This window comes from Paenibacillus sp. J22P165, assembly GCF_059692015.1.
On record NZ_JCAUAP010000006.1, the window covers coordinates 507,348 to 524,960 of the forward strand.

Sequence of the window (17,613 nt, forward strand, 5' to 3'; positions counted from 1 at the left end):
TATACAACTAGGGAAAGAAGTTATTATGGGTCTGGAGCTGTGAGTTCATGATTAAAAGGAAAGCGTTAACAATTAATGCGAAGCTCGTTTGCATTATTTTATTTTTCCTATGCGTTCCCTTACTCGCCTTTGGAACCGTATGGTATTCCAGCTCAACCGAGAGTATTGAGAAGAATGCTATCGGCTATAGTGATCAACTGGTACGGCAAATTAATGGACAGCTTGATTCTTATTTTGGGGATTTGCAGCGTGTGACCTATCCGTTATTGCTGCATCCCCAAATCCAAACGTTCATGAAGTCGGATCCAAACGATCAATACGAACGATTTGCAATTAATAAAAAAATATCGGATGAGTTGTATCCCTCGATCCTATTTGGGCGCCCGGATATATATGGATTATCAATCGTAACCAAGAGTGGTGCAGTGGCCTCGAGCTATAATCCCATTGCTGCCCAGGCTAGCTATGATCAGTATAAGGATGCGCTGACGGGAGAGCAGAATTACAAGATTGCTGGGTTGTCCGTGATAGACTCTACGACTGTGCTGACTATTACCCGAAGATTTGTGGATACATTGTCGTATCAGTCAGCGGGACTGATGGTTGTACATTTAAGATTGAACGAAATTATTAAAATATGCGATAAAATTAAACTCGGAAAAAGTGGTTTTGTATGGATTATGGACCAAGACGGTAAGGTCGTTTATCATCCCGATAAGGAAAAGTGGGGAAAGGCCGTCAATCTGAACAACATTCCGTTAACGCAGGATGAACCAAATGGGTACTCTGTCGTCATGATTAACGGCACCAAAAAGCTGATTCTTGCCGACCGTTCTTCATTGACAGGGTGGACACTTGTTTCTGAGGTGCCGCTGAATGAACTGAATGGCGATCTTGTTCGCTGGCGTAATGTAACGGTTTGGGTAGGGTTGTTGCTTGTTAGCTTGGCCTTATTTTTGGTGGGAGGTTTCTCTGTGACTCTTACGCAATCGCTGTCGCATTTGCGGCGGTTGATGCGCCGAGCGGAAGAAGGAGACTTACATGTCCGTGCGCCAGAGAAACGCAACGATGAAATAGGGGGCTTAAACCGAAGCTTTAACCGAATGGTTGAGGAAATCCAAAGATTGATTGCTGAGATTCAGTATTCTAGGCAAAAAGAGATTGAGATGGAACTCCGGCAAAGAGAATCGGCACTTCTCGTCATGCAATCGCAGATCAATCCCCATTTTCTATACAACACGTTGGAAATTATAAATTCGTATGCCATTATTGAGGGCGTTAAACCGATTAGTCGAATGGCCACTTCCTTAGCCGATATTTTCCGCTATAGTATCGGTCATCCGCAGCAATCGGTGACGTTGAAGGAGGAGCTTCGTTATATTAGCACCTACCTTGAAATTCAGCAGGAGAGATTTAAATCACTTCGCGTAGAGCTAAAGCTGGATGATGAGGATATCCACAGCGTATTAGCGCTTCGCCTCATGATTCAACCCCTTGTGGAGAATGCCTTTAAGCATGGTTATGAACGTCATCGAATCAAGCCTACGTACATTGGCATTACAGGAGAACATACAGAGGATGGCTACTTGCTTCGGATTGTAGATGAGGGAAGAGGGATGGACAATAATCTGAAAAATGAGTATAATCAAGCGTTTACTAGCAATGAGATTAATTCTCATAAAGATTCTTACGTACTTACAGATGGCACCTCTGAGTCGATCGGACTTTGGAATGTGCATCAAAGAATTCGCCTCTCTTTTGGATCTCCTTGCGGTCTGTACATTGCCAAATCGGATGAGACGGGAACCATCATAGAACTGATGCTTAAATACACGACTGATGACAAATAAGGAGGTTCGAACATGTATAAGGTGCTCATTGTAGACGATGAGATTATGATTAAACGCAGTTTAACGAAGCTAATCGCCGAAAGCCCCTATGGCTTTGAAGTCATTGGTGAAGCGGAAGATGGCATGGAAGCGTTAGCACTATGTGAGAAGCTGCGTCCTGATCTGCTGATTACCGATATCTCGATGCCCGTTATGGATGGGCTGGAGCTGATTCGAGAGGTACGCAGCAGGAAATGGGATATGGATACCATTATCATTTCCGGATATGATGACTTTGCTTATGCGCAGCAGGCGCTACGGCAAGATGTTACCGATTACTTGCTCAAGCCACTTAAAGAGGAGCAGCTATACGAACTGCTTGCACGCATTGACGGCAAATTCAAGGAAAAATATAAATTAGCCACAGGCAGAAGCCAATGGGTAAAGCAATCCAAAGCGCGAAGTGAAGCCGTATCAGAGCAACTATGGGGGTTAAACGAAGAAGAGGCACTGCGGCTTATGGGCGATATGGTTCACAAGCTTAGGGAAGAAGGTGCTTCCAATGAGGTCGCTCGAAGTTGTACGGAGGATCTGCTGACCATGGTCGAGGCGGAGCTCCAGCATCGCTCAGGGGGTGGAATGTCCGAGTTGAGCAAGCCCTTTCTGACAGGGGGCAGTGAAATGCCGCTAGAAGGATGGCTCACTCAAGCAAGAGGCTGCCTGCAAGCTTTGGCGGATCAGATTAGAGCCTCCAGAAATTGGGGGCAGCGTCAATCGATTGCGAAGGCGATCGAATTTATAGTTCAGAATTATGCCAATGAGGATATCTCCTTGCAGAAAGCTGCGGAGAAGTCAGGGATGTCACTGTCTTATTTCAGCCGTTGTTTTAAAGATGAACTAGGGCTAAGCTTCACCGATTACGTTATAAAGCTGCGTATGGAGAAAGTGAAGGAGTTGCTGAAGGCGCCAGGCATAAAAACCTCAGAGGCAGCTCAGGCAGTTGGTTACGAGGATTATCCGCATTTTGCGAAAACATTCAAGAAATATGTTGGCTTGTCACCCAATGAATATAAAAAAAGAGAGATTAGCTCCTAGCTACTTGGTTAACTAACCGAACCCTAAGGGACCGTTCTTAACTGAATGGTCCTTTTCATTTGAAAACGCAATCATTTAGAAGATAAAAACACAACTTTCGCAAGAGATCACATGGTCTAATCACCTTGTAACCGTATACAATAAAGTTGCAACTAAGGCAAAATAAAAAGCCTACAGATAGGCTAACAGAGGATCACGGAGAGGAGAAATGCAGTAATGAATGTCAGTAAAGAGGGAATTGCGGCAGACGCAGCTGGGCTAACGGCACGGCCGTCAGTAAAACCCAAGCTGTATGTCGTTAAATATTGGCAGATCTATACGATGGTACTTCCTGGATTGATTTTCTTTATTTTATTCAAATACGTACCTTTGGCAGGCATCATCATTGCCTTTCAGGATTATAGCGTGTTCACTGGGATTTTGGACAGCAAGTTCGTCGGAATGAAACATTTTATTAACTTGTTTACGTATCCGGAGTTTCTGAGGGTGATGAAGAATACCTTCTTAATCAGTATCTATCAGCTTGTCATCGGATTTCCGGCTCCAATCATTCTGGCACTTCTCATGAATGAAGTAAGAAAGATGTTTTTCAAAAAAATTATACAAACCGTGCTGTACCTGCCTCACTTCTTATCATGGGTCATTGTCGGCGGGCTTGTCATTAACTTCCTATCACCGAGCTCAGGCATGCTGAACGATGTGCTTCACATGATGGGCAAGGAACCGATCTTCTTCATGCAAGAGCCTAACTATTTTCGCACAATTGTCGTGACCTCAGGGATATGGAAAGAAGTAGGCTGGGGCACAATTATTTATCTGGCTGCACTAGCAGGCATTAACCCAGAGTTATATGAATCTGCCGAGGTGGATGGCGCGAGTAAGTGGGTGCAAGTGTTCAGTATTACCCTACCGTCACTACTGCCTACGATCATGGTGCTGCTCTTGCTTAGAATTGGTAACATTCTCGATCTCGGCTTTGAGCAGGTGTACATGCTAATGAATCCACTCGTCACTTCCACAGGCGAGATCATTGATACCTATATTTATCGTATCGGCTTACTTGGTGGCCAATATAGCTATACAACGGCAATAGGGCTGTTCAAATCCGTCATAGGTCTCATTTTAGTCGTAGGAGCGAATCAGTTTAGTAAAAAAACAACCGGCAATTCGATTTATTAAAGCAAGGAGGCTCTTCAATGACAAAAAAACCAACTTTCTCGCGAGAAGTATTCGCGTTCCTAAACTATACGATACTCATCCTAACAAGCTGCGCCATGCTTCTTCCATTTCTACATATCGTGGCTGGATCCTTAAGCTCAGGAACTGCGCTTTCTCAAGGAAAGGTTTCTATATTGCCTGTAGATTTTACATGGATTAACTATATTGGGGTTCTTAAAAATATGGCGATTTGGAAATCCTTCGGCGTTACAACCCTGCTGACGGTAGGGGGCACGGCCTTCAATTTGTTCTTAACTTCGTTAATGGCGTACGCCTTAGCCAAAAACGAGCTAAAAGGTCGCTCCTTCATCTTACTTCTTGTTGTTTTTACAATGATTTTTCAAGTCCCTATTATTCCGGGATATCTGCTTGTAAAATCATTAGGGATGCTCAATACGCTATGGGCACTTATTATCCCGGGGGCGATCAGTGCATTTAATTTGATCATCATGGTTTCGTTTTTTCGCCAAATTCCCGAGAGTTTGGTGGATGCGGCCAAAATTGATGGAGCCGGCGAATATCGGACTTGGTGGAGTGTTGTGTTACCTTTATCCATGTCTTCCCTAAGCACGGTTGGGTTATTTTACGCAGTCGGGCACTGGAATGGTTACTTTAATGCAATCATGTACATCCGAACCCCCTCGCTTTACCCTTTGCAAGTGAAATTAAGGCAGTTATTAGTTGAGGGCGATACGCAAGGCGTCACCCAAAGCGTTAGCTTAACCTTGCAATCAGCGGAGGGCATCAAAATGGCTACCATTATTGTAGCCACACTACCTATCTTGTTTGTCTACCCTTTCGTCCAGAAGCATTTTATAAAAGGTGCAATGCTTGGTTCGGTGAAAGGTTAATCATAGAAATAAAGACAAAAATACAACTAAAAAGGAGAAGGTCAAATGAACAAAAAATGGACAACAGCAGCACTAGCCGTAACGGTTGCAGGTACTCTTGTAGGCTGCTCTTCTAACGACAGTGCAACATCGACACAAAGTACGACGAAGAGTACAAGTGCACCAACAAAGAGTGCGAGTGTACCAGCGAAGTTTAAAGTAGGTATTGGTACCGAAGGCTTGCAGTACATCCAGGGATCTCCGAACATCAACGAGGATGAATATACGAAGAAGCTTCGTGAAATTTCCAAAACAGATGTCACATTCGATCTTATTCCACACGCTGAATTTGATCAGAAGTTAACGTTGCTTTTTGCGAGCGGAGATTTGCCAGATCTCTTGCAAACCCACGGGATTAATAGACCGGAAGTAGCACCAGCTGTAGATACGGGAGTCATTATTCCGCTTAACGATCTGATCGACAAATATGGTCCAAACCTGAAAAAGAATATTTCCAAAGAAGCTTGGGATTTCGCAAGTGTTAGTAAAGATGGGAAAATCTACGGGATCCCTTCTGTAAACGCAACGCCAAACGGCCTTGTCATGATGGTTCGCAAGGATTGGTTGGATAAAGTGGGATTAAAGGCACCAAAAACGATCGACGAATACTTGGATATGTTGCGGGCATTCCGTGATAAGGATCCTAACGGTAATGGTAAAAAGGACGAAATTCCTTTCACTGGGCGTGAAAAGCTAGCGTTTACGGAAGCGTTCTTTGGAGCCTATGACGCGATTCCTGCCGATTGGAAGCTAGAGAATGGTCAATTAATTCCTAACCTCATTCGTCCACAGATGAAGCAGGCACTTGCATCTTATCGGAAGCTGTATGAAGAAAAGCTTTTAGATAATGAGGTGTTTGTACAAAAAGGGGCCGTTTGGGATGCTAAAATCAAAGCACAAGGTATTGGAGGTTTATGGATACATGCTCCGCGTCTTGCTGACAAGTGGTCAAGTGAGATCAAGGCAGGATCGACTAGCGCTCAACTTGAGATCATTCCAGCCCCTGTCGGTCCGGACGGCAAAGGTGGTCATAGTATTGGGTCGACAGTAGGAAACAACGTATGGGTTATTCCTAAAACGACGAAAAATCCAGAAAATATCATCAAGTTTTTGGATTGGTTCTATAGTGACGAAGCACAGAAATTCCTTACTTATGGACTTGAAGGCAAAGACTATACGATGGATGGCAGCAAAATTAAGTACAACTATCCGGCGAAGCAGGAAGATATTTACCGTGAAGAAATGCATCTGACTTGGTTACGTATGGTAGGTCCTCTTCACTTGTCAGATACAGAGTTTATGAAAAATCGTCCTGCTGGGGATTTAGTGCTTAAAGCAATAGATGTTGCTTCCAAAGAAGGTCGTAAAAATGATTCTCTAGGCATGCCTTCATTACCAACTCTGCAAACACGTCCTGAACTTGGAAGAGATGGCTTGTGGTTAGAAACGGCTGCGAAAATCATTACTGGTAAGGATCCAGTAGACTCCTTCGATAAATTCGTTGAGGATTGGAAGAAACGCGGGGGAGACCAAGCGATCAAAGAAGCAACAGATTGGTACAATAAAACTCATAAATAATGAGGAAATAAGTGTTCCGTATAAGCCGTTGTTTATTCAACGGCTTATATGAAATAAAGTAATTAAAAGAACTAGAAAAGAGATGGATCTGATTGGAGGACATACTGTTCATACAAAATAAACGTGGGAAAGGAAGGTCATAGGATGACTGGACATAGGTTGCATGTAAAAATGGGGGGCAGAAATTATATTGCAGTAATCTTAATGGTTTCAATCATGCTTAGTGTAATTGGTGTCGGGGTAACAGGCGTAAGCCAGCCTGCGTACGCGGCCACAACGACAGCAAGTGTTGCCGTGAATGCTAATGTTACGGGTAACAAAGTCTCGCAGCAGTTGATAGGTGGATTCACGGAAGATCTTCATAATGCAGTTGACGGGGGGCTTTACGCAGAAAAGGTTTTCAACCGTTCATTTGAATTTAATTCCGGTGACGGTGGCACCTATAATCATCCTTTAGCAGGCTGGACACAGCTTTACCGTGATGGCGGAGCAGGAACCATTACCGTGGAAAACGCCAGCCCTCTGAACTTTGTGAATACGCATTATGCGCATTTTAATATTACTGCCGCAGGTAATGGCGTCGGTTTATCTAATGCCGGGTGGTATGGAACTAGTGTAACTGCTGGAGCTACCTATAATTATTCGCTTTATGCAAAAAGAGGATCCAATTTTAACTCATCCATAACGATAGGATACGCTAATCAATCAGGTGCAGATTATGGTACAGCTACCATAAATGCCATAACGACGGATTGGGTTAAATATACAGGCAGCATTACAGTTAATGCCACGGATCCAAATGCCAAATTGGTCGTATTGGCGAAAGGAACGGGCGATGTCTATCTGGATTTTATTTCGGTATTTCCTAGTGTAACCTATAAAAATCGTCCAAATGGCGTTAGATTAGACATGGGAACTGCGCTTGAGGAAATGCATCTTGGTTTTATGCGCTTTCCAGGTGGGTGCATCATCCATAGTGCTGATTACCAATATAATTGGAAGGATCAAGTAGGTCCTATTGAAGGGCGTAAGGAGTATAACAACTCACAATGGAATATGTATGAGACGACAGACCATATATCCAATGGTATGGGCATGTATGAGTGGCTGCAGTTAAGCGAAGATATGGGAATAGTTGCGGTACCCGTCCTTCCTGTTGGCGTCACACACCTTGCCGGTGCTCTAGACCCTAATAGTCCGGAAATGGCGCAACTTACACAAGATACACTGGACTTCGTAGAGTTTGCCAATGGAAGTGCTACTTCCACATGGGGGGCCAAACGTGCCGCTATGGGACATCCGGCACCATTTAACATTCAGTACTTGGGCCTTGGAAATGAGGAGCATGACAGCACGAATGCAAGAGCAGATATTACCAAAATATATAATGCTGTTCACGCTGCATATCCTGCACTCAAATTGATTGTAACCGCAAGTGACTCCCACTCCCTCTATAACTTTAGCACGAATTTAGGTGCGTGGGGCGTGGATGACCACTATTATTTTAATCAAGGTAGTCTTGGTTGGATCGAGTTTATTAATAGTTATGATCGTTCCAAACCACAGGTCATGATAGGGGAATATGGCTCCAATATCAGGGATGGCAAAATTATCGATGCGCTTGATGCAGCTAAAAATAAAGCCGTATTCGAGAAAAATGGGGATATTCTAAACATGTCCGCCTTTACACTTTTAAGAAAAGTTTTAGATTTTGATAATGCGAATGTGTTTAAAACGAATTATTACCATGCTGAGAAGATGTGGAACACTAATTTGGCCGACTATAATGTGAATTTCAGACAATCAGGAGATGCCAATCTTGTGGTGGTAGCAGGCAAAGATACAGAAACCGGAGATTTAATTCTAAAGCTTATTAATAATAGCGCCAATGTGATCAACAGTACGGTTTCAATAAATGGCATGACGAATATTTCCCCTACTGCAAATGTAACGTACTTAAAACCAAAAATTGCAGGGAATAAGGATGCTAGAGATAGTAGGTACCTGAATGGGCTTGATTATGGACTGAGTACAGATTTGAATGAAGTTGATACAGGAACAACTACGACGAGCGTAAGCGGGAATCAAATTAACTATTCAGCTGAGGCTTATTCTTTCTCCACGATTAGAGTTCATGGTACGATTTCCTCTGACGGTGATCTGATTTATGAAACAGAAAACTTTAACGGTGGAGCTAACATAACTGCGGGTCGTACATTAACATCTGTAGCCGAGCTCGCAGGTCCAAGTAATGACCACTGGAGTAGTGCTGAGTTACAAGCGGTGAATGAATATGTGCAATATAATAACGTGAACATTACCACGGCTGGTACCTATAATATTAAGATTGGCGTTAAAAAAGGTCCTTCCCGAGGCATTACCAAATTAACTATTGATGGTATCCCCAAAGGTTCACTTATTGACGCGTATAGCTCTACATTGTCCTATCAAGAGGTTGATTTGGGAACAATGACATTAAGTGCTGGCATGCATAGCTTTAGGTTTACAGTAACGGGTAAGAATTCAGCATCTACAAATTATGCGACAGCTGTGGACTATTTCAAACTTGATAAAGTAAGTACACAATATATCGATGATGAGTTTAACAGCACGACCACAGGCAGTCCACCTTCGGGTTGGGTCCTCGACACAACGGTAGGTACAGTCTCTGTACAGAATGTGCCAGATGCTTCGGATAAGAGTGTAGGGATAAGTAAATCTAACACGACCCTAGGAAATAGAACGTCCATGTATAAGACGTTTGGTCCAGCAAGTGGTGTTGTTTCAGTGGAAGCGAGAGTCAGAAGAGATACGACCGCCAATTGGTGGTGTATGCCCTATATCACTAGCAGTACTGGAATTGGGGCAGAAACGCTTGCATTTGATAATGGCAATATTAAGGTGAATGTTAATGGAACATGGCAAACGGTACAAACCTTTACAGCAGATACGTGGTATGCGCTGAAATTAGTCATCAATACGGATACAGATAAATTAGATTTGTTTATTGATGGTGTTCAGAAGCTTAGTCAGGTTGCACTTAGAAGCGCGGTTTCAGATATAAGTAAAATAGAATTCTATGCAGCAGATGCGAACACCGGTAGTACAAATGTGGACAATGTAAAAATTTATAAGTAGTCGTTAACCTTGAAACCTAGGCATAAGCCTAGGTTTTTTTGCGTACGGAAACAAGGTCCCACGGCCTTTTTTTAAAAGCAAATGTCGGATTACATAAGATTCTATAGGTTCACCTTATTATTTAAGTACATACATGTCAGTTTACATAACAAAAAGATTACATTCACAGAGATTGTTCGAAGGGGGGGTTCCATTGATCTCATTTCGTCAAGTCGAGAAGCATTACGGCGATTTTCATGTTCTCAAAGGAATTAATCTTCAGATTCAGCAGGGCGAAGTCGTTGTCATTGTAGGTCCATCCGGTTCAGGCAAGAGTACACTGCTAAGATGCATTAATCGTCTAGAGACCATCACAAGTGGAGAACTTGTCGTGAATGAATACAAGGTCAGCGACAAGAAGATGGATATGAACAAGCTGCGTCGGGATATCGGCATGGTATTCCAGCATTTCAATTTATATCCGCATAAGAAAGTGATCGATAACATTACGCTGGCGCCGCTGAAGGTACGCGGTATGGATAAGAAAGAAGCCGAAGAGGTGGCGATGTACTATCTGGACAAGGTAGGTATTCAGGATAAAGCGCACAGCTTTCCTTCGCAGTTGTCTGGTGGGCAGCAGCAGCGTGTCGCCATTGCTAGGGGGCTTGCGATGAAACCGAAGATCATGTTGTTCGATGAGCCGACTTCAGCTTTGGATCCAGAAATGGTTGGTGAAGTTTTGGATGTGATGAAAACGCTAGCCGATGAAGGAATGACAATGGTTGTGGTCACACACGAGATGGGCTTTGCCCGAGAAGTAGCCGATCGCGTCGTATTTATGGATAAAGGTCAGATTGTCGAAGAATCACCTCCAGATGAATTTTTCGTTAACCCGCGTGAAGAAAGAGCAAAACTATTTTTGAATCGCGTACTTAACCATTAAATAAGGAGATGAACGAAACCATGATGTCAAAAAAGTGGAATTTCATGTTGATGTTGGTAACCATATTCGCATTGACAGGGTGTGCCTCTACAACAAATATATCAGGGGGCGAATCGAGCACTCCGGCAGCAAGCACAGTTCCAAGCACTACGAAGCCAGCAGGTGGGACAACGGTTCTGGATGAAATCAAAAGTAGAGGGAAAGTTGTCGTTGGTGTGAAATATGATACGAAGCTGTTCGGATTGAAAAACCCTACCGGAGGCGAGGTTGAGGGCTTTGACATTGACATCGCCAAGGCACTAGCCAAAGAAATTCTCGGCGATGAGAAGAAAATTGAGTTAAAAGAAGTAACGTCCAAAACCCGCATTCCAATGCTCGATAATAAAGAAATTGACATGATTGTTGCCACGATGACGATTACCGAAGAGCGTATGAAGCAAGTTGAATTTTCTCAGGTGTATTTCAAAGCGGGACAGTCCCTGCTCGTCAAAAAGGGCAGCCCTATTAAGAGCGTTGCAGATGTTAAAAAAGGAACGAAGGTACTGGCTGTAAAAGGAGCCACATCCGTTGCCAATATTAAAGCGAAATCTCCTGATGCCACCATACTGGAGTTTGATAATTATCAAGATGCATTTAGCGCTCTGAAAGCAGGTCAAGGCGATACGTTGACCACGGATAACGCCATCCTCTATGGCATGATGGAGCAGGATAAGAACTTCGAAGTAGTCGGCGAACCTTTTACTGATGAACCTTATGGTATCGCGATGAAAAAAGGTGAAACAACGCTTCAAGCCGCAGTGAATGAAGGACTGAAGAAGCTGGAGTCAAGCGGTCAATACGCGAAAATATACGAAAAATGGATCGGCAAAGCGCCATCCAAATAACAAGAATAAGAGGATAGATGGGTGGCTGCCGCTGCCCATTTTCTGTCTATGAGGGGGGAGCGCACGTTGGATTTCTCAATTTTTACGAACTATTTTGATATCTATATGAAGGGCTTCTTGAACACGATCATTGCCAGCGTTATTGCTTTAATTGGCAGCTTTGTGCTAGGCACGATCATTGCCATTTTTCGTATTGGATCGGTGAAAATACTGCAATGGTTAGGTACGGCCTATGTGGAGTTCATTCGAAATATTCCGCTCTTGCTTGTTGTTTTTGTATTCTTCTATGGGCTGCCTTCAATGGGTATTACCCTAAGCGGGTTCGTATGCGGAACTTTAGGTCTTACGGTATATACGGCATCTTTTATTGCGGAAGCGATCCGTGCTGGTATTATGTCGGTACCTAAAGGCCAGTCTGAGGCTGCACAATCCTCGGGACTGACGTATCTTCAAACGATGTGGCATGTCGTCCTTCCGCAAGCAATCAAAATTGTGATTCCTCCGCTCAGCAACCAATTCATAAACCTCGTTAAGAACTCGTCCGTACTAGGCGTATTCGCAGGCTTCGATCTCATGTATTTCGGCGATCAGGTTGCTAGTGAGACCTTTGCTACGTTCGATACCTATATCTTTGTTGCTGTGCTGTATCTGGTACTGACACTGCCTTTAAGTTACATGGCTTTGCTTCTGGAACGTAAATTAGCTCGTACGGACTGACTTTAAGAGGGGGTGAACGAATGGATATTATGCATGCTTTTTCTGCAGATAATATAAGGTTTGTATTTGAAGGCTTTTACATGACACTTAAAGTCGCTGTCATTTCTATTGTTTTGAGCTTTATCGTGGGAGTTGTCGTCGGCACAATTCGGTATACAAAGCTGATGGTTGTGTCCCCAATTCTAGCCATCGTAGTTGAGCTCATTCGCAATTTACCCTTATTGTTAATTATATTTTTCGCGCGATTCGCCTTACCGGACATTGGCATCAAGTTTGGAGCTATGAATGCAACTATTTTTGCTTTAACGATATTTGAAGGGGCTATGATCGCAGAAATTGTACGAAGCGGCCTTAATTCCATCGATAAAGGACAGATTGAAGCGGCACGTTCTTCAGGACTAAGTTCTGTGCAAACACTCTGGCATATCGTCCTTCCACAGGGGCTGAGACGTATGATGCCACCACTTGTGAGTCAATTTATTTCCCTGTTGAAAGATACTTCTCTAGCAATTGTTATTTCCTTGCCTGAATTGATGCATCATGCGAAAATAGTAATTGGACAAAACTATAATTACACCATGCCCATTCTATTTTTAGTGGCGCTTCTGTATTTTACTGTGAATTATGCGCTATCGTTAGCAGCACGCAGAATGGAATCAAGAATGGTATAAGAGAATATCGAGGGGGTGAGCGCCTGGGACGATTGAAGAACGAAGGGCTTCAAATGATCCTCATCGCGATTGTAACGGCAATTGCCGGGGAGTTTAAAATAACACCTTTCAGTGGTGAAGTGTTTCGTATCGGACTTGGCAGCAGCGCCTTTCTTCTCTGCTTGTTATTAATGCGGCATCTACCTTATGTGTATACAGGTATAATTACGGGCATCACTGTTCTGCTATTTCGAATGGTAGAGGATGGTATTACTTCGCATGGAGCCTTATCTTTCATCACGAGTGCACAAATGCATTTGTCAGCCACGTTTTATTATATAGCCTATGCGATTGCCATGAGCGTGATTAAGCACAAGTGGGATCGCTTCCACCCCTTTATATTAGGATTATTCTTATCTGTTATTGACCTCATGTCAAATGAACTGGAATTACTGGCCCGCAGTTTCATTTTTCATTCACCTTACCTTTTTTCCCAGCAATTCGTGTTTATTACCGTGACCGCTGTCGTACGAAGTTACTTTGTGGTCGGCATCTACAGCAGTGTAACCATAAATCAGATGCGAGTCTTGCATATTGAGCAACAAAAGCGTATTGAGCAAATGCTAAATACGAATAGCGGTTTGTATGGCGAAGTATTTTACTTACGCAAGTCCATGGAAACCATAGAACAAATAACGGCGAAGAGCCATAATTTATATGAAAAAGTCAATGGGACGGGGTTAAAAAGCTACGCTCGCACCATTTTAGGAATTACCCAGCAAATACATGAAGTAAAGAAGGACTCTCAACGCATTCTCGCTGGTTTGTTGAAGCTGTTTGATCGGGATTTTGCTGCCGAAATGAGACTGGCTGAAGTTGTGGAATTCGCCATCAAGTCCAACCTTGGATACAGTACGATGATCGGAAAAAAGATTCAAATTACAAGCGACATTCAAACGGATTACTACTCAGATCAATATATCCCCCTCTTAACTGTACTCAATAATCTCGTATCGAATGCTGTGGAAGCCATTGAAGATCAAGGATCAATCCGTGTAGGGGCATATGAGCAGGGTTTTAAGACCATCTTGACCGTATCTGACACAGGTGTTGGCATTTCGGAGCAGGATAAGGAGATGATATTTGCTCCAGGTTTTACAACGAAGTTCAATCAGGAAGGCTTTGCTGCGACAGGGATTGGCCTCTCACATGTTCGAGATATTGTTCATTCGCTAGGTGGGGATATTCTTCTGCGCTCTAACGAGCCGGGCTCTCAGACCTCTTTTGTAATTACCTTATTGACCAATACGTTGAAAAAAGGAGCATAGAGATGATGCTGTCATTCGGAATCGTAGACGATGATGCAGTAAGCAGACTGATGCTGCAAAGGATCATTGAAAATGGTGGTCTAGGCGAAGTCGTAGGTACAGCAGACAGCGGTAGCGAAGGAGAAAAGATTCTTCTGGAAACGACGCCGGATGTCGTAGTGATAGATTTACTTATGCCGGATCAAGATGGAATTGAGACCATTATTCGCTTGAAGGAGCGCGGTTATCAAGGGAAGTACGTGATGATTTCGCAAATTGAAAATAAAGAAATGATCGGTAAGGCTTATCAAGCTGGTGTTGAATTCTATATTCAAAAGCCGATCAATAAGATTGAAGTCGAAGCAGTGCTATCCAAAGTTCATGAGCAGTGGAAGATTAGCCGATCCCTACAGGAAATTCAGGAGTCTTTAACCAAACTAAGTCTATTGCACACCGGTTCGGAAAGTACGCGTAAAAAACGAGGCGTCCGTGAAATCCTACAGCCGATTCTCATGGATATAGGGATAGTAGGTGACAGCGGAAGTCGCGATGTGATGGACATTATGGAGCATCTCACTCGTCATCATAAAGGGGAGGGAATCCCACCGCTGAAGGAGCTCTATGAAACGGTGGCCCGCTGCCACAAAAGAAATGAAGCGGATGTAGAGAAAGAAGGCAAAGCTGTGGAGCAGCGAATTCGTCGAACGATCATGGCTGCGTTAACCCATATAGCGAGTATCGGCTTGACGGATTACGGCAACCCCAAGTTTGAGCATTATGCACCTCTATATTTTGAATTCCAGGATGTGCGTATGAAAATGAAAGAAATCGATGAGAATTGCAAGCCGGAGAAGGGGAAGGTTAATGTTAAAAAATTTCTCCAAGTCCTCTACCTGGAAGTCACCGATAAAATGCGCAGTGAGCATTAGTTGTGTTTAAAAAGGACCGGGAGCACCTAATAATAGGTTTCCCAGTCCTAGACAATCAGCTAGTCTAATCTAGAGACTAATATACGCCTAGTTCGAATAAGGAGTAGCCGTATTGAGTGGTACGCTCTATCCCTGTTACTTTAACGTAGCGCGCTTCTGTTTGATTAATAATTAGGTTATTGATGCCCTCGTGACCACTTGTTGTAGCGTAAACTGTTGTCCAAGTTTTGCCGTCTGTGGAAACTTCTACACGGTAAGATTTAGCCGCAGCGTTTTCCCAATTCAGGACAACACGCTTGATCTTAGAGGATTCACCAAGATCGACACTAATCCATTGTGGATCACTGAAAGGTGACTCCCAACGTGTGCTCTTGTCACCATCAACTGCGTAATTGCTACTCTTAAGCGGCTCGTTAGAAGTAGTTGTTGGTTTGTTCAAGGCCAAATTGTAGGACGATCCTAGAGTAATCGTTTGTACAACAGAGTTATTTTTGTAGCCAGTTGCTCCAACCGTTAGTTGATACGCTTTAGGGTCAATGAACAAGGAGGCATTTAAAGTGATTTTACCTGCTTCCAAACGATATTGTGAAGGGCTCACTGCTACGCCATTCAATTCAACTGAATGGATTGCATGTCTCCATGCTGTATCATCAGCGAAAGTATATACTACTGGATTTCCAATTGTGGCCGTAGTGTTAGCTGTCAATACAGGACCTTCGATCAAATCTGCTGTACCAGCATATACTTCGAATTCCCACAACGAGAAGCCGTAAGGTGTACCGCGTTTAATACCGTTCATTTTCACATATCTTGCTTTAACAGGGGAGAAAGAAATGTCATCAATCTCACCATTTCCATTGTCAGTAGCGTATACAGTATTCCAGTTATTTCCATATGTAGATACATCAATTGTGTAGGCTTTACCGTAGGCATTTTCCCAATTCAAAGCCACACGATTAATCATAGTTGGCGTTCCAAGATCAACGCTCATCCATTGGTTATCGTTAAAATCGGATTCCCAGCGGCGATCAAATCTGCCGTCAACGGCATCCTCACTAGACCGATGGTAATTAGGCGACGATACGGTTGGCTTACCTAACGCGACATTGCTACCAGGTGTTGTTGGTGGGTACGTCGGTGGATTTGTTGGTGGATTCGTAGGCACGCCTGTGTCGTTCTTAGGCAGGATCGTTTGATAAACTAACGATTCATTAAATCCCTCTGCCTGAACAGATATCCAATAGGGTTGTGATTCTGTAAAACAAGAACTGTTGAAGATCATTTTGCCAGATGTCATTGTGTATTGAGAAGGGCTAATAACTGCGCCGTTGACTTTTACTTCGCTGATCGCATTTCTCCACTCTAAATTGTCGGCAAACGTAATATCAATCGGTTGACCGAGTGTATTATCTGTTGTATCAGCATTTAAACTAGGTGCTGGTGCTATAGGCGATACATCTCCAGGGAGACCGTACACTTCAAATTCCCAAAGAGAGAAGCCGTAATCCGTTGTACGCGTATGACCATTCATTTTCACATATCTTGCTTTATCAGGTGTGAAATACACATCATCGGAAAGGTTAGATTCTCCTTGATTAGTCGTGTAAACGGTCGTCCAATTCGAACCATCCACGGATAGTTGAATATCATAATTTTTACCGGCTGCGTTCTCCCAGTTTAAGACCACGCGGCTAACATCGTACACCGCTCCTAGATCTACTGTAATAAATTGCGAGTCAGCGAATTCGGATTCCCATCTTGTTTGTTTATTTCCATCTACCGCATATTTGCCGGCTTGTTTCGCGTTATCTGAGGTAACTGTAGGTTTATTTAAGGCAAGGTTTACTTCATAATTCGATTCAATGACCTGTGTAATGTCTGCATTTGAATAACCGGTTGCTTCAATACGAATGGAATTCAAACCTTCACCTTGGAAAAGAGCACTGTCGAATGTGATCTTACCTGGTGCTACTGTGATAAGAGAGGTTTTACTTAAATCATACCCATTTAACTTTACAGCAGTGATCGCATTTCTCCATTCCAAATCATCTGTAAACGTAATATCGACATTGCGACGAACCGTATTCCTGGTGTTATCAGCAATCAGCTTTGGCGCATCCAGCAGCTGTTGCGCGTTAATTGTGCTGCTCTGGTGAGAAGCAGAAGTAGTAGCATGTGAGACAGGTGACAAGTTATAAGAGCTCAAAAGCACAGATAAAGCAAGAGACATGGAGGTGACTTTTAATACATTTCTTGGTGTTACTTTTGAAAGTACGTTCATTCCTGGTTATCCTCCCTCATAATCCTGATTAATAAATGACAAATTTCCGCAATAGTTAACATGAAACTATTGGAAATGCAATCAGAGCGATTATATAAGATCAAATTAAGAATGAACAATAGGTACTGTTGCCTTCTAAGTAGTAATTTTGGGCTGAACAATCGTATGTAGAATC

The 17,613-nt window shown here is 43.1% G+C and carries 13 protein-coding genes; 12 read left to right on the forward strand and 1 reads right to left on the reverse strand.

Going from position 1 to position 17,613, the window contains the following annotated elements; translation table 11 throughout:
• Window positions 1–47: 47 nt before the first annotated feature.
• The 12 genes from AC58QM_RS17160 to AC58QM_RS17215 all read left to right on the forward strand — a co-directional run bounded on the left by AC58QM_RS17160 (window position 48) and on the right by AC58QM_RS17215 (window position 15,157).
• Window positions 48–1,850, forward strand: a complete 1,803-nt coding sequence (locus AC58QM_RS17160; protein WP_497285961.1) for a sensor histidine kinase — start codon at window positions 48–50, stop codon at window positions 1,848–1,850.
• Between the two features lie 12 nt (window positions 1,851–1,862).
• Entirely contained in the window at window positions 1,863–2,924 is a 1,062-nt protein-coding gene (locus AC58QM_RS17165) for a response regulator transcription factor (protein WP_497285963.1), read from the forward strand.
• A 216-nt stretch (window positions 2,925–3,140) separates the two neighbouring features.
• A complete protein-coding gene (locus AC58QM_RS17170; protein WP_497285964.1) occupies window positions 3,141–4,103 on the forward strand; it encodes an ABC transporter permease in 963 nt (320 codons plus the stop codon).
• Window positions 4,104–4,120: 17 nt separating this feature from the next.
• Window positions 4,121–4,993, forward strand: a complete 873-nt coding sequence (locus tag AC58QM_RS17175; protein ID WP_497285966.1) for a carbohydrate ABC transporter permease — start codon at window positions 4,121–4,123, stop codon at window positions 4,991–4,993.
• A gap of 45 nt (window positions 4,994–5,038) precedes the next feature.
• Complete coding sequence (locus tag AC58QM_RS17180; RefSeq protein ID WP_497285967.1) at window positions 5,039–6,610, forward strand: extracellular solute-binding protein; 1,572 nt, start codon at window positions 5,039–5,041, stop codon at window positions 6,608–6,610.
• Window positions 6,611–6,754: 144 nt separating this feature from the next.
• Window positions 6,755–9,748: an alpha-L-arabinofuranosidase family protein gene (locus tag AC58QM_RS17185; protein ID WP_497285969.1), complete on the forward strand. Its 2,994-nt coding sequence runs from the start codon at window positions 6,755–6,757 to the stop codon at window positions 9,746–9,748.
• 193 nt (window positions 9,749–9,941) lie between these two features.
• Window positions 9,942–10,670, forward strand: a complete 729-nt coding sequence (locus AC58QM_RS17190; protein WP_497285970.1) for an amino acid ABC transporter ATP-binding protein — start codon at window positions 9,942–9,944, stop codon at window positions 10,668–10,670.
• Between the two features lie 23 nt (window positions 10,671–10,693).
• The gene (locus tag AC58QM_RS17195; protein ID WP_497286049.1) at window positions 10,694–11,554 is read left to right on the forward strand and encodes a glutamate ABC transporter substrate-binding protein; all 861 of its coding nucleotides are present in this window, start codon (window positions 10,694–10,696) and stop codon (window positions 11,552–11,554) included.
• Window positions 11,555–11,602: 48 nt separating this feature from the next.
• Window positions 11,603–12,271: an amino acid ABC transporter permease gene (locus AC58QM_RS17200; RefSeq protein ID WP_497286051.1), complete on the forward strand. Its 669-nt coding sequence runs from the start codon at window positions 11,603–11,605 to the stop codon at window positions 12,269–12,271.
• Window positions 12,272–12,291: 20 nt separating this feature from the next.
• Complete coding sequence (locus AC58QM_RS17205) at window positions 12,292–12,942, forward strand: amino acid ABC transporter permease (RefSeq protein WP_497285972.1); 651 nt, start codon at window positions 12,292–12,294, stop codon at window positions 12,940–12,942.
• Between the two features lie 32 nt (window positions 12,943–12,974).
• Window positions 12,975–14,249, forward strand: a complete 1,275-nt coding sequence (locus tag AC58QM_RS17210; RefSeq protein ID WP_497285974.1) for a sensor histidine kinase — start codon at window positions 12,975–12,977, stop codon at window positions 14,247–14,249.
• 2 nt (window positions 14,250–14,251) lie between these two features.
• Complete coding sequence (locus AC58QM_RS17215; protein WP_497285976.1) at window positions 14,252–15,157, forward strand: response regulator; 906 nt, start codon at window positions 14,252–14,254, stop codon at window positions 15,155–15,157.
• Window positions 15,158–15,233: 76 nt separating this feature from the next.
• Here the strand turns inward: AC58QM_RS17215 and AC58QM_RS17220 are convergent, their stop codons facing one another.
• Window positions 15,234–17,438, reverse strand: a complete 2,205-nt coding sequence (locus AC58QM_RS17220; protein WP_497285979.1) for a galactose-binding domain-containing protein — start codon at window positions 17,436–17,438, stop codon at window positions 15,234–15,236.
• Window positions 17,439–17,613 lie beyond the last annotated feature (175 nt).

Excerpts from the sequence above, each read along its gene's own strand:
- AC58QM_RS17160 (WP_497285961.1), top strand. The coding sequence starts at position 48 with ATGATTAAAAGGAAAGCGTTAACAATTAATGCGAAGCTCGTTTGCATT.
- AC58QM_RS17165 (WP_497285963.1), top strand. The coding sequence starts at position 1,863 with ATGTATAAGGTGCTCATTGTAGACGATGAGATTATGATTAAACGCAGT.
- AC58QM_RS17170 (WP_497285964.1), top strand. The coding sequence starts at position 3,141 with ATGAATGTCAGTAAAGAGGGAATTGCGGCAGACGCAGCTGGGCTAACG.
- AC58QM_RS17175 (WP_497285966.1), top strand. The coding sequence starts at position 4,121 with ATGACAAAAAAACCAACTTTCTCGCGAGAAGTATTCGCGTTCCTAAAC.
- AC58QM_RS17180 (WP_497285967.1), top strand. The coding sequence starts at position 5,039 with ATGAACAAAAAATGGACAACAGCAGCACTAGCCGTAACGGTTGCAGGT.
- AC58QM_RS17185 (WP_497285969.1), top strand. The coding sequence starts at position 6,755 with ATGACTGGACATAGGTTGCATGTAAAAATGGGGGGCAGAAATTATATT.
- AC58QM_RS17195 (WP_497286049.1), top strand. The coding sequence starts at position 10,694 with ATGTCAAAAAAGTGGAATTTCATGTTGATGTTGGTAACCATATTCGCA.
- AC58QM_RS17200 (WP_497286051.1), top strand. The coding sequence starts at position 11,603 with ATGAGGGGGGAGCGCACGTTGGATTTCTCAATTTTTACGAACTATTTT.
- AC58QM_RS17205 (WP_497285972.1), top strand. The coding sequence starts at position 12,292 with ATGGATATTATGCATGCTTTTTCTGCAGATAATATAAGGTTTGTATTT.
- AC58QM_RS17215 (WP_497285976.1), top strand. The coding sequence starts at position 14,252 with ATGATGCTGTCATTCGGAATCGTAGACGATGATGCAGTAAGCAGACTG.
- AC58QM_RS17220 (WP_497285979.1), bottom strand. The coding sequence starts at position 17,438 with ATGAACGTACTTTCAAAAGTAACACCAAGAAATGTATTAAAAGTCACC.